The sequence below is a fragment of the Salinisphaera hydrothermalis C41B8 genome (genome assembly GCF_000732535.1).
In the GTDB taxonomy this organism is placed as follows: Bacteria; Pseudomonadota; Gammaproteobacteria; order Nevskiales; family Salinisphaeraceae; genus Salinisphaera; species Salinisphaera hydrothermalis.
The window spans coordinates 49,819-62,384 of the sequence record NZ_APNK01000003.1; the positions used below are offsets into that span (position 1 = coordinate 49,819).

The 12,566-nt window shown below is 65.0% G+C and carries 11 protein-coding genes; all 11 read left to right on the plus strand.

Going from position 1 to position 12,566, the window contains the following annotated elements:
* Nucleotides 1-85: 85 nt before the first annotated feature.
* The gene (locus tag C41B8_RS03340; RefSeq protein ID WP_037334079.1) at nt 86-916 is read left to right on the plus strand and encodes a CoA transferase subunit A; all 831 of its coding nucleotides are present in this window, start codon (nt 86-88) and stop codon (nt 914-916) included.
* Nucleotides 913-1,686, plus strand: a complete 774-nt coding sequence (locus tag C41B8_RS03345) for a CoA-transferase subunit beta (RefSeq protein WP_037334081.1) — start codon at nt 913-915, stop codon at nt 1,684-1,686. Before C41B8_RS03340 ends, C41B8_RS03345 begins: the two co-directional genes overlap by 4 nt.
* Nucleotides 1,687-1,960: 274 nt before the next feature.
* Complete coding sequence (gene pcaF / locus C41B8_RS03350) at nt 1,961-3,169, plus strand: 3-oxoadipyl-CoA thiolase (RefSeq protein WP_037334082.1); 1,209 nt, start codon at nt 1,961-1,963, stop codon at nt 3,167-3,169.
* 146 nt (nt 3,170-3,315) lie between these two features.
* Entirely contained in the window at nt 3,316-4,485 is a 1,170-nt protein-coding gene (gene pcaDC, locus C41B8_RS03355) for a bifunctional 3-oxoadipate enol-lactonase/4-carboxymuconolactone decarboxylase PcaDC (RefSeq protein ID WP_037334084.1), read from the plus strand.
* Between the two features lie 338 nt (nt 4,486-4,823).
* Nucleotides 4,824-6,290, plus strand: a complete 1,467-nt coding sequence (locus tag C41B8_RS03360; protein ID WP_037334087.1) for a benzaldehyde dehydrogenase — start codon at nt 4,824-4,826, stop codon at nt 6,288-6,290.
* Between the two features lie 32 nt (nt 6,291-6,322).
* A complete protein-coding gene (locus C41B8_RS03365) occupies nt 6,323-7,453 on the plus strand; it encodes an NAD(P)-dependent alcohol dehydrogenase (RefSeq protein WP_037334471.1) in 1,131 nt (376 codons plus the stop codon).
* A gap of 136 nt (nt 7,454-7,589) precedes the next feature.
* The gene (locus C41B8_RS03370; protein ID WP_051882943.1) at nt 7,590-8,531 is read left to right on the plus strand and encodes a LysR substrate-binding domain-containing protein; all 942 of its coding nucleotides are present in this window, start codon (nt 7,590-7,592) and stop codon (nt 8,529-8,531) included.
* Between the two features lie 115 nt (nt 8,532-8,646).
* The gene (pcaH, locus tag C41B8_RS03375; protein WP_037334091.1) at nt 8,647-9,381 is read left to right on the plus strand and encodes a protocatechuate 3,4-dioxygenase subunit beta; all 735 of its coding nucleotides are present in this window, start codon (nt 8,647-8,649) and stop codon (nt 9,379-9,381) included.
* Between the two features lie 9 nt (nt 9,382-9,390).
* Nucleotides 9,391-10,041 carry a protocatechuate 3,4-dioxygenase subunit alpha gene (gene pcaG, locus C41B8_RS03380; protein ID WP_037334099.1) on the plus strand — a complete coding sequence of 217 codons (651 nt, stop codon included), beginning with the start codon at nt 9,391-9,393 and terminating at the stop codon, nt 10,039-10,041.
* A 71-nt stretch (nt 10,042-10,112) separates the two neighbouring features.
* Complete coding sequence (gene pobA, locus C41B8_RS03385) at nt 10,113-11,300, plus strand: 4-hydroxybenzoate 3-monooxygenase (protein ID WP_037334106.1); 1,188 nt, start codon at nt 10,113-10,115, stop codon at nt 11,298-11,300.
* A 22-nt stretch (nt 11,301-11,322) separates the two neighbouring features.
* Nucleotides 11,323-12,438: a 5-methyltetrahydropteroyltriglutamate--homocysteine S-methyltransferase gene (locus tag C41B8_RS03390; protein ID WP_037334109.1), complete on the plus strand. Its 1,116-nt coding sequence runs from the start codon at nt 11,323-11,325 to the stop codon at nt 12,436-12,438.
* Nucleotides 12,439-12,566: the final 128 nt, after the last annotated feature.

A 12,566-nucleotide genomic window follows, 5' to 3' on the forward strand; every position in this document is an offset into this window, starting at 1 on the left:
GGTTATTGACGGATACAACAAGCCGGCATAGTTTATTCGTATAGCAAACCTTAGTTCGCATAACGAATATCGCAGGAGTACCCGCATGGCCGAATTCCTGTCCCTGGCGGAGGCCGTGGACCGATATGTGGCCGACGGCGCCACCGTGGCGCTGGAAGGCTTTACCCATCTGATTCCTTTTGCCGCCGGCCACGAAATCATCCGTCAGAAAAAACGTGATCTCACGCTGATCCGCATGACCCCGGACCTGATCTACGATCAGATGATCGGCGCCGGTTGCGCGAAAAAGCTGATCTTTTCCTGGGGCGGCAATCCCGGTGTGGGTTCGTTGCATCGACTGCGCGATGCCGTGGAAAAAGGCTGGCCGCATCAGATCGAGATTCTCGAACACAGCCATGCCGCCATGGCCAACGCCTTCGAGGCGGGCGCGGCCGGGCTACCGCTGGCGATCCTGCGCGGCTACATCGGCTCGGATCTGCCCAAGGTCAACGACCAGATCAAGTTCATCGACTGCCCGTTCACTGGCGAAAAACTGGCCGCAGTGCCGTCGATCCGGCCGGATGTCTCGATCGTGCACGCGCAGAAAGCCGACAAGCACGGCAACGTGCTGGTCGAAGGCATTATCGGCGTCCAGAAGGAAGCCGTGCTGGCGGCAAAACATTCGATCGTGACGGTCGAGGAGATCGTCGACGAGCTGGATTGCGGCCCCAACGCCTGCGTGATCCCGGCCTGGGTGATCACCGCCGTCGCCAAGGCCCCGGGCGGCGCCAAGCCGTCCTATACCCACGGCTACTACCCACGGTCCAACAAGTTCTACAAGGACTGGGACCCGATCTCTCGCGATCGCGACGCCTTCAATGCGTGGCTCGACGAACACGTGTTCAACACCACCGCCGACAACGGAGCCTCGGCATGAGCGAACGCTACAGTGCTTCCGAAATGATGACGGTCACCGCCTCGCGGGCGCTCACCAACGGTCAGAGCTGTTTCGTGGGCATCGGGTTACCGAGCGAGGCCGCCAACCTGGCGCGCCTGACCCATGCCCCCGACGTGGTGCTGATCTATGAATCCGGCACGCTGGAGACCAAGCCGGACGTGCTGCCACTGTCGATCGGCGACGGCGAGCTGTGCGAGACCGCGCTGACCACGGTGTCGGTGCCCGAGATGTTCCGCTACTGGGTTCAGGGCGGCAAGATCGACGTCGGTTTTCTGGGCGCGGCGCAGATCGATAAATACGCCAACCTCAACACCACGCTGATCGGCGATTACACCGATCCGAAGGTTCGCCTGCCGGGCGGCGGCGGGGCCCCGGAAATGGCCACGGCTACCGGCGAGATCTTCATCACTCTCAAGCAGTCCAAGCGAACTTTCGTGGAAGCGGTGGATTTCGTCACCACGGTCGGCTTTGGCCGCGACGGCACCGCCCGCGACGGCGTACCCAACATCGGCAAAGGTCCGACCCGGGTGATCACCGACCTGTGCGTGATGCAGCCTGACCCGACCACCAAGGAACTGACGGTCACCTCGCTGCACCCGGGCGTGACCCGCGCCGACGTGATCGAAGCCACCGGTTGGGACATCGCCTTCGCCGACGACGTCAGCGAAACCGCCGAGCCGGACGACCAAGAACTGACGGTTCTACGCGAACTGAAAACACGCACCGAGAAACATCACGCCGAATCGTAGCCGCAAGACGATCCGCAGATGACGCCGATGAGCTCGCCTACCGGCGAGCTGGATTTTTTTGACAGCTCAAGGCATTGAACGCGACGCCCAATATCCAGTGATGTTCATGACGGTGGCATACGTGTTGATGAGTGTCGCGAGCTCGCCGCCCAGATCATCGATGACTCACAGACTGACCGAACATCGAAATCCCGCGCGCTGGTAAGCGTGCCCATCTGCGCAATCTGCGGATAAAACAACGAATAGCTCTGAAACCAGACCCGGGAGCACCCCAATGGCCAACGAAGTGTTTCTCTGCCACCCACGCCGCACGGCCGTCGGCCGCTTCGGCGGCAGCCTTGCCTCGGTACGCCCCGACGACCTGCTCGCGCATGTCTTCAAGGCGGTTCTGGCCGAGGCGCCGAACCTCGACCCGGCCGCGATCGACGATGTGATCGCCGGCTGCGCCAATCAGGCCGGCGAGGACAACCGCAACGTCGCCCGCATGTCGAGCCTGCTGGCCGGCCTGCCGGAGAGTGTACCCGGCTCGACCATCAACCGACTGTGCGGCTCCAGCATGGATGCCGTCGGTACCGCCGCGCGCGCGATCCGGGCGGGCGAGACAAGTCTGATGCTGGCCGGTGGCGTGGAATCCATGTCGCGGGCGCCTTATGTGGTCTCCAAGGCGCCGAGTGCCTTCGCACGCAATCAGACCATGGAAGACACGACCATCGGCTGGCGCTTCATCAACCCGTTGCTCAAGGCTCAGTACGGCGTCGACTCCATGCCGGTCACCGGTGAGAACGTCGCGGAGCAGTTCGGCGTCTCGCGCGAAGACCAGGATGCCTTTGCCTATCGCTCGCAGCAGAAAGCCGAGGCCGCCCGGGTCGCCGGCCGGCTGGCGGAACAGATCACGCCGATCGAAATCCCGCGCCGCAAGCAAGAGCCGCTGGTCTTCGATACCGATGAACATCCACGCCCGGAGACCTCTCTGGAGAAACTCGGCAGGCTGCCGACACCGTTTCGCGACAATGGCACGGTCACCGCCGGCAATGCCTCCGGTGTCAACGACGGCGCCGGGGCGCTGCTGGTGGCCGGCGAACAAGCCATCAAGGACTTTGACCTCAAACCCATGGCCCGTATTCGCGGCATGGCGACCGCCGGGGTCGAGCCGCGCATCATGGGCATGGGGCCGCTGCATGCCAGCAATAAACTGCTGGACCGGCTGGGCCTGTCGATCGACGCCATGGACGTCATCGAACTCAACGAGGCGTTCGCCAGCCAGGCACTGGCCGTGACCCGTGGCTGGGGCCTCGCCGACGACGACGAACGCGTGAACCCCAACGGCGGCGCGATCGCGCTCGGCCATCCGCTTGGCATGTCGGGCGTGCGCATCATCCAGTTCGCGCTGCACGAGATGCGCCGACGCGATGCCCGTTACGGCCTGGCCACCATGTGTATCGGCGTCGGTCAGGGCATCGCCACGGTGCTCGAGCGCGTTTGACCTGGGCCAGAACACATCCCGTGCGCAACCGGAGCCGGAGCCGGAGCCGACCGGTCTTGAGCTCAACCTGGCTTTCCCCTGGCTGCGTGAATCTGCGTTGATCTGCGGATAAATAAAGGGTTCGCCAAAAACTATCCGGAGGCATCATGCCGTTCGTCGATATCGAAAACCGTGCCGTTGCCTATCGCGACATCGGCCCGAAATCCGCCCCCGCCGTACTGCTGGCCCACCCCCTGGGCATGACCCAGGCGGTCTGGGACGAGGTGATCGGGACACTGGTCGGTGATTTTCGTCTGATCACCTGGGATCTGCCCGGCCACGGCGCCAGTGCTGCGGCCGCGGGGCCGCTGTCGGCCGACGATCTGGCGACCGAGGCCGTTGCCCTGCTCGATGCGCGGGGCGTCGCCCGGGCGCATTTCGTCGGCACGTCGATCGGCGGGGTCGTAGGTCAGGCACTGCTCGTGGCCTCACCGGACCGTATCGAGCGTGTCGCGCTGACCAACACCGGCGCGGTCATCGGTCAACCCGATCTCTGGCATCAGCGCGCTGCCCGGGTACGCAACGAAGGACTGATCGCCATGGCCCCGGAACTGGTCGATCGCTGGTTCGGCCCGGCATTCAAGACGGGCAACCCGGCCGCAGTGTCCGGTTGGCAGACTCAGCTCGGCCGCTGCGACGACGAATCCTATGCCCGGCTGTGCGAGCTTCTCGCCGAGGCCGACTTCACGGGCCGGCTGACCGGCGTCGACCGCCGCGTGCATCTGTTGACCGGCGCCGAGGACGGGGCGACGCCGCCGGCCGTCCTCGAGGCCCTGGCCGGCGAGCTGCCCAACGGCGAACAGAGCATACTCGATGGCATCGGCCATGTGCCCGCGGTCGAGACGCCGGGCCCGTTCGCGGACTGGCTGTGCGATCGACTGGGCGAACGGGGCACGACCCCGCCGGTGGACTACGCGCAGGGCCTGGCGATCCGCAAGTCGGTGCTCGGCGCCGAGCACGTCGAGCGCGCCTCGAACAATGCGACCACGCTGGATGCGCCCTTCCAGGACATGATTACCCGCCTGGCCTGGGGCGAACTCTGGGGCAATACCGACCTCACCCAAGCAGAGCGCAGCATGATTACGCTCGCCGTGCTCGCCGCCCTGGGCCGAGACGGCGAACTGGAGCTGCATCTGAAGACCGCCAAGCTTATCGGCCTGTCCGAGGCCCAGCTGCGTCAGGCGCTGATGCACGTGGCGATCTATGCCGGTGTCCCGGCGGCCAATCATGCCTTCAAACTGGCCAAGCAACACGGCTGGGGGCAGCCGCTCGACTGACGACATGCCGCGTGACAAAAACGGTCGAGCTATCTCGCGCAAGCCGGAGGCTATCGCCCACCGGCCCCGATTTAGAGCCTATTCCGATAGGACGGCGGGGTCTGCGCTGGTCTGAGCGTGCGCCCGGCTAGGCGCGGCCGACGCCGCGTGGTCATTCCACGTCAGGAGGCCGTAACACCGCCGGGTACGCGCTCAGGCCAGCCCCGTGACGGATCTCCCGAGACCGGGTTAATCGTTCGACTAATGTTCCGATGATCGAGGCACGAATATAGTTATAGATCATCACAAGTTGCGACACGTCCTGTCGACCGCCCACCCCCACCGAGCCCGAGGCCACTATGACCGATGCCGACTTATTCGCCGAGATCGACTGGAACGGCTGTTTTTTCGACGGCAGCTGGCAAACCAGCTCGGATACGCTCGACACGCTATCGCCCGCGACCGGGCAGTGCCTGGGCCAGATCGGCCGGGCTAGCGCGAGGCAAGTGGCCACATCGGCCCGGACCGCGCGCCAGCGCCAACGCGAGTGGGCCGCCCAACCCTACGAACAGCGCGCCGCGGTTTTTCGCCGGGCCGCCGAATTAGCCGAGGCCCACAGAAGCAGCATCGTCGACTGGCTCGTTCGCGAAAGCGGTTCGACCCGCGGCAAGGCCGAGTTCGAGACCCAGAACAGCATCAAGATCCTCCACGAGGCCACGAGCCTGCCGTCGCAGAGCCACGGCGAAGTCCTGCCGTCGGTGCCCGGCCGACTCAGCCTGGCCCGGCGCCGTCCGATGGGGGTGGTCGGCGTCATTGCACCGTTCAATTTTCCATTGATTCTGGCCCTGCGTGCCGTGGCGCCGGCGTTGGCACTCGGCAATGGCGTCGTGCTCAAGCCCGACCCGCGCACGAGTGTATGCGGTGGTTTTGTCATCGCCCGGCTGCTGGAACAGGCCGGCCTGCCCGCCGGTCTGTTGCACGTCCTCCCGGGCGAAGCCGAGACCGGCCAGGCCCTGGTCAGCGACGAACACATCGCCATGATCCAGTTCACCGGCTCGACGGCGGCCGGGCGCAAGATCGGCGCGGCCGCCAGTCAACATCTCAAGAAAGTTTCACTGGAACTCGGCGGCAAGAATTCCCTGATCGTACTCGACGACGCCGACCTGGATATCGCGGTCAGCAACGCGACTTGGGGCGCCTATCTGCATCAGGGCCAAATCTGTATGTCGACGGGCCGGATTCTGGTCCACCGGGCAATCCACGACGCATTCGTCGAGCGCCTGGTGGCCAAGGCACAAAGTCTGACGGTCGGCGATCCGGCCGAGGATGACGCGGCCGCACTCGGTCCGCTGATCGACTCGCGCCAACTCCAGCACGCGCTGGATCTGCTCGAGTCGGCGACCCGTGCCGGTGGACAGCTGGTGGCCGGCGGCGATCACCGCGACCTGTTCTTCCAGCCCGCCGTCATGACCCACGTCGACGCCGATAACCCGATCTTTCGCGAAGAGACCTTCGCCCCCGTGGCCGTGGTCGTCCCCTTCGACGACGACGATCAGGCCGTCGGACTGGCCAACGACACGGAGTACGGCTTGTCCGCGGCCATTATTTCCAAGGACGTCGGGCGCGCCCTGGCGCTGGGCGAGCGGATCGATACCGGCTTGCTCCATATCAACGACCAGACGGTTAACGATGAAGTGATCAACCCGTTCGGCGGCGTCGGTGCGTCCGGCAATGGCTCGAGTATCGGCGGCCCCGCGAACTGGGAGGAATTCACTCAGTGGCAGTGGCTGACGATCAAGGGCGACGCGCCCGGCTATCCGCTTTGATTGCGGCCAACGACACCCCAGAGGAGCAGACCATGTCCGAAACCACCCAACCCCGGGAAGTACGGGCCGCGGTGACGCCGAGCCAGGGCGCGCCGTTCGAGATCCGAACCCTGCATCTGCGCGCTCCCGAGGCCGATGAGGTCCGCGTGCGCGTTGTCGCCACCGGCTTGTGCCATACCGACCTGATCGTACGCGACCAGCTCTATCCGGTACCGCTGCCGGCGGTCCTCGGCCATGAGGGCGCGGGGGTCGTCGAGGCCGTCGGCCCGAACGTACGTCACCTCCGACCCGGCGACCATGTCGTGCTGTCCTATGGCCATTGCGGCGCCTGCGCCAACTGCGACGATGGCGCGCCGAGCTACTGTGTGGATTTCTTCGGCCGCAATTTCGGCGGTTCCGGCCCGGACGGTGGCCATGCGCTGACCGACGACGGCGGCAAACCGGTCAACGATCATTTCTTCAGCCAGTCGTCGTTTGCAACCTACGCCCTGTGCCGGGAAAACAATGCGGTCCGCGTCACCGAACAAGCGCCGCTGGCCCTGCTCGGCCCTCTGGGCTGTGGCATCCAGACCGGTGCCGGCGCCGTGATGAACACCCTCGCCGTCACGCCGGGCAGCCGAGTCGCCATATTCGGGGCGGGCGCGGTCGGCCAATCGGCCATCATGGCGGCACGCATTGTGGGCGCGGCGACGATCATCGCGGTGGATATCATCGATTCTCGGCTCGATCTGGCACGTGAACTCGGCGCCACGCACGTCATCAACGCCAGCCGTGAGGACCCGGTCGAGGCGATTCGTGAGATCAGCGACGGCGGTGTCGACTATGGGGTCGAATCCACCGGCAATACCAACGTATTCCGTCAGGGGATCGACAGCCTCGGCAAACGCGGCGTCATCGGCGCGGTCGGCGCTCCGCCGCTCGGCGACGAAACCTCTTTCGACGTCAACGATCTGTTGATCGGTGGCAAGCAGATCCGTGGCATCGTCGAAGGCGACAGCGTGGCGCACACCTTCATCCCGCAACTGATCGATCTGCATCTCCAGGGCCGCTTCCCGTTCGACAAACTCGTGCGTTACTACGATTTCGAGGACATCAATCAAGCCGCCGCAGACAGCGAAAAAGGAGAAACTCTCAAGCCGATCCTGATGCTCGGAGCGCCCTGAACGTGCGGCCATTAGTCGCCTCCGACCGAGGCGCTCATGCGGCGGCCGCTCGTGCACTCGACCGGCCGCATCGCTGGCAGGGGTCGACGGCACGCCGTGCGACGGACAGTCACTCGACCGAGCTCAACCGGACATCATGATCCATTCGCCGATCAAACTGCGCCATCTGGCGGCTTTCGCCGAAGTCGCCCGACATGGTCAGTTCGCCTCGGCCGCCGAGGCGCTGTCCATCACCCAGCCCGGCATGTCGAAGACGATTCGCGAACTGGAAACGAATCTGGGCGTGGTGCTGTTCGAACGCGGCCCGCGCGGCGTGACGCTGACGCCGGCCGGGCGCACGCTGCTGCGCTATACCGCCCCGGCCTTGCGCTCGATCGATGAAGGCATCGAGGCGGTGCGCAGCGAGGCCCCGGAAACGGTGATCCGTATCGGCGCCTTGTCCAATGTCGAAGGCGGCCTGTTACCGGAAACCCTGCTTGCGCTGCACCGCGCGCAGCCCGACCTTCGCGTCGAGGTGGATACGGGCACCAGTGCGGCCCTGCTTACACGGCTGCGGCTCGGCGAACTCGATCTGGTGATCGGGCGTATGAGCGAGGCCCAGGAGATCCGCGACCTGAGTTTCGAGCATCTGTACTACGAGCCCATGATCGTGGTGGTGCGAGAGGGACACCCGGCGCTCGACGCCGGCAGCGCGCCAACCCTCGACGCCTTTACCCATTACCCATGGGTGATCCCGCCTCGTGGCACGACGCTGCGCGAGCAGGTCGAGCGCTACTGGGTGGAACGATCGATCGACCCGCCGCACGCGATCGAGACCCTCTCACTGCCTCTCTCCCAGGCCTATGTTCTGCGCAGTGACGCCGCCTGGGTGACCCCGGCCGACACTGCCAGAGCCGCCGTCAGCTCTCATCAAATGGTCGTAATTGCTTCGCCGGTGGAGATTCGCGGCGGGTCGGTCGGATTCGCCGTGAACAGCAGTCAGCCGATGTCGCGCGCGGCCCGTCAGTTCTGCGATTGCCTGCGATCGACGGCCGCCGAGTATCCCGGCGTCGACTGGGCCAACCACCTGTCGGCATAACCAAACCGATATACCCGAGGGCGTACTTTTCAATTGGCGCGCCCCGCCCGCCGCGGCAGTTTCAAACCTCTACGGCCGACGTGTATCGGCCACCCCGGAGGAGAGGAACGACCCCATGGCAGCCAACGAGCACACCGCCTTCGTGATGCGCGACCGGAACTGGCACCCGCCGGCCTACGCACCGGGCTACAAGACCTCGGTCGCCCGATCACCGCGCCAGGCGCTTATGGCGATCCAGACCCCGAGCGCCTCGGAGATTTCGGGCCCGGACTTCCAGCGCCTGACACTCGGCCCCTACGACAACGACCTGCTCAACAACTATCGGGAAGGCACCGAACGCGACGGCCTGCCGGTGGGCGAGCGCATCCAGGTCTATGGCCGGGTGATCGACCAGTTCGGCAAACCCGTGCCCCACACTCTGGTGGAGATGTGGCAGGCCAACGCCGGCGGCCGCTACCGGCACAAGAAAGACCGCTACGCCGCGCCGCTGGATCCCAACTTCGGCGGTGTCGGCCGCACCGTGACCGACGAGGGCGGCTGGTATCGCTTTCGTACCGTCAAGCCCGGCCCCTATCCGTGGCCGAACGATCCCAACTCCTGGCGGCCGGCGCATATCCATATCTCGGTCATGGGACCGTCGATCTCGACCCGGCTGATCACCCAGCTGTATTTCGAGGGCGATCCGCTGATTCCCCACTGCCCGATCGTGAACACGATCAAAGACGCCGAGGCGGTCGAGACGCTGACCTCGCGGCTGGATATGGCCCGCTCGCGCTCCTTCGACTGCCTTGTGTACCGCTTCGACATCGTCACCCGCGGCGCGCTGCAGACCTTTTTCGAGAACTTCTAGGAGCCCGCCATGCCGCAGTACACCCTTCGCCAGCCCCTGGATCCGGACAGCGTGTTCCTGCCGGAATCGCCGTCCCAGACCGCCGGGCCGTATGTTCATATCGGCCTGGCCCTCAACGTGGCCGGCCTGCCCGAACGCGATCACGAAATCGCCAACGTCATGGCAGGCACCAACGCCGAAGGCCAACGCATCCATCTCCGCGGCTTGGTCCTCGACGGCAACGACATACCGGTCGACGACGTGCTGGTCGAGACCTGGCAGGCCGATGCGAACGGGCGTTACGTCACGGACTTCTCCTTCGACAACGCCTTCAACAGCTTCGGCCGGGCCGCGCCCGGCATGGGCGTGGACCAAGACGGCTGGTGGTCGTTCACCACCCTCAAGCCGGGCCGCCTGCCCCACCCCGACGGCCCCGAGATGGCGCCGCATATCAATCTCATGATCTTCGCCCGCGGCATCAACATCCATCTGCACACCCGGATGGTTTTCGACGACGAAGGCGAAGCCAACGCGACCTGCCCGTTTCTCAGCCGCGTGCCCGCCGAGCGCCGCCCCACGCTGATCGCGAAGCGCGTCGAAGACAGCGAGAACGGCGAACCGGTCTACGAGTTCGTGATCCGTCTTCAGGGGCGCGACGAAACCGTGTTCTTCGACTTCTAGATACGCCCGATCAGGTCCGCTCTACGCATCACTCGCCCCGTCGCGATGCCGCCTATTTTTACGGAGACGCCATGAAAACACAGGTCGCCATTATCGGCGCCGGCCCGTCCGGGCTGCTGCTCGGCCAGCTGCTGGCCGTGGCCGGCATCGACAACGTGATCCTCGAACGCCGATCGGGCGACTACGTCCTCAGCCGCATTCGCGCGGGTGTGCTCGAACAGGGAACGGTCGATCTGCTGCGCGAAGCCGGCGTGGATGACAATCTCAACGCCCACGGCCTGATCCACGACGGTTTCGATATCGCCTTCAACGGCGAGCGCGTACGCATCGACCTCGCCGGGCTCACCGGCGGCAAGCACGTGACGGTCTACGGCCAGACCGAAGTCACCCGCGATTTGATGAACGCTCGGGAGGCGATCGGCGCGACGACCTTCTACGAAGCCGACAAGGTCAAGCCGCACGCGATCGATACCGACAGCCCGTACGTGACGTTCAACCATAAAGGGCAGAAATACCGGCTGGACTGTGCCTACGTCGCCGGCTGCGACGGCTTTCACGGCGTCTCCCGCACCTGTATTCCCGAGGACCGGCTACGGATTTTCGAGCGCGAGTACCCGCTGGGCTGGCTCGGCGTCCTGTCGGACACCCCGCCGGTCTCCGACGAGCTGATCTATGCGACCCACGACCGCGGCTTTGCCATGTGCAGCATGCGTTCGCCCACGCGCAGCCGCTACTACATCCAGGTGCCGGATACCGAATCGCCGGACAACTGGAGCGACGAGGCCTTCTGGGCCGAACTCAAGCGCCGCCTGCCCGAGGCGGTTGCCGAAAATCTGGTCACCGGCCCCTCGATCGAGAAATCGGTGGCGCCGTTGCGCAGTTTCGTCGCGGAGCCGATGCAGCATGGCCGGCTGATCCTGCTCGGCGACGCCGCGCATATCGTGCCGCCGACCGGCGCCAAGGGCCTCAACCTGGCGATTTCGGACGTCAACACGGCGTATCGGCTATTCCGCGCCATCTACGATCGCGGCCGGACGGATCTACTCGAACGCTATTCCGCCACCTGTCTGTCGCGGGTCTGGAAGACCGAGCGGTTCTCCTGGTGGATGACCACCAATCTGCACAAGTTCTCGGCGACCGAGGACTTCGATACCCGCATGCAGCAGGCCGAACTCGGTTATTACCTCGGTTCGGAGGCCGGTCGCGCTACGATCGCCGAAAACTATGTCGGTCTGCCGTTCGCCGAACTGGCAGGGTAGACCTTTTACGACAGGAGCCACCATGCGCCATAGCAACCCGCCCTTTCGCGCCGAACACGTCGGCAGCCTGCTGCGCCCGCAGGCCGTACTCGAGGCGCGACAGCGCCACGCCAGCGGCGACATCGACGCCGACGCGCTGCGCAAAGTCGAGGACCGCGCCATTGCCGATGCCGTGCGCAAGCAGGAGTCGGTCGGTCTGAACGACGTCACCGACGGCGAATTCCGACGCGCCTATTTTCATCTCGATTTCCTGAAGCAGCTCGACGGCGTGACTGTGACCGGCGGCATCGCGGCCAACAAGAGCGCCAAGGCCTCCGATGACGGTTTCACCCCGCCGCAGTTGTCGGTGACCGGCAAGCTGTCCCACGCCCGCCCGATCCAGGTCGCCGACTACCAATTCCTGGCCTCGCAGGCTCACGCCACGCCCAAGGTCTCGATCCCGTCGCCGACCATGGTGCACTTCCGGGGCGGCCGAGCTGCGATCGATATCGAAGCGTATCCGGAAATGGATGCCTTCTTCGACGACCTGGCCGCCTGCTACCGCGACGAGATCGATGCGCTGTATCGAGCCGGCTGTCGCTATATCCAGCTCGACGACACCAACCTGGCCTATCTCTGCGATCCGGACATGCGGGCGGCCGCCAAAGAGCGCGGCGAGGATCCCAATACCCTGCCGAAGCAGTACGCCGAGCTGATCAACGCCGCCCTGGCCGGGCGCCCGGACGATCTGACGGTCGGCATCCATCTGTGCCGTGGCAACTACCGCAGCACCTGGTTCGCCCAGGGGGGCTACGAGCCGGTCGCGGAAGTGCTGTTCAACGAACTGGCCGTGGATACTTATTTCCTCGAATACGACGACGAGCGCTCCGGGGACTTCGCGCCGTTGCGGCATGTCCCGAACAACAAGAACGTCGTGCTCGGGCTGGTCTCGTCCAAGACGCCAGAACTGGAACCGATGGACGCCCTGGCCAAACGCATCGACGAAGCCGCGGCCTATGTCGATCTCGAGCAGCTCTGCCTGAGTCCGCAGTGCGGTTTCTCCAGCACCGTCGAAGGCAATGCGCTCACCGAGGACGACCAGTGGGCCAAGCTCGAACGCGTGGTCGAGACCTCGCGCCAGGTCTGGGGCGACTCCTGATTCGCGGCACTCACCAGACCCTGCATCCGGATCACGCCGAACACCGATTAAGCGCCTATTGGCATAGGCCCCAAAACCGGAGCTCGACTACAGTCGACCTGGCCAAGGAAGGTGAGGCCCCGAATAGC

Excerpts from the sequence above, each read along its gene's own strand:
- pcaDC (WP_037334084.1), top strand. The coding sequence starts at position 3,316 with ATGCCGTTCGTCGATATCGAAAACCGTGCCGTTGCCTATCGCGACATC.
- C41B8_RS03340 (WP_037334079.1), top strand. The coding sequence starts at position 86 with ATGGCCGAATTCCTGTCCCTGGCGGAGGCCGTGGACCGATATGTGGCC.
- C41B8_RS03370 (WP_051882943.1), top strand. The coding sequence starts at position 7,590 with ATGATCCATTCGCCGATCAAACTGCGCCATCTGGCGGCTTTCGCCGAA.
- C41B8_RS03390 (WP_037334109.1), top strand. The coding sequence starts at position 11,323 with ATGCGCCATAGCAACCCGCCCTTTCGCGCCGAACACGTCGGCAGCCTG.
- pcaG (WP_037334099.1), top strand. The coding sequence starts at position 9,391 with ATGCCGCAGTACACCCTTCGCCAGCCCCTGGATCCGGACAGCGTGTTC.
- C41B8_RS03345 (WP_037334081.1), top strand. The coding sequence starts at position 913 with ATGAGCGAACGCTACAGTGCTTCCGAAATGATGACGGTCACCGCCTCG.
- C41B8_RS03365 (WP_037334471.1), top strand. The coding sequence starts at position 6,323 with ATGTCCGAAACCACCCAACCCCGGGAAGTACGGGCCGCGGTGACGCCG.
- pobA (WP_037334106.1), top strand. The coding sequence starts at position 10,113 with ATGAAAACACAGGTCGCCATTATCGGCGCCGGCCCGTCCGGGCTGCTG.
- pcaH (WP_037334091.1), top strand. The coding sequence starts at position 8,647 with ATGGCAGCCAACGAGCACACCGCCTTCGTGATGCGCGACCGGAACTGG.
- pcaF (WP_037334082.1), top strand. The coding sequence starts at position 1,961 with ATGGCCAACGAAGTGTTTCTCTGCCACCCACGCCGCACGGCCGTCGGC.
- C41B8_RS03360 (WP_037334087.1), top strand. The coding sequence starts at position 4,824 with ATGACCGATGCCGACTTATTCGCCGAGATCGACTGGAACGGCTGTTTT.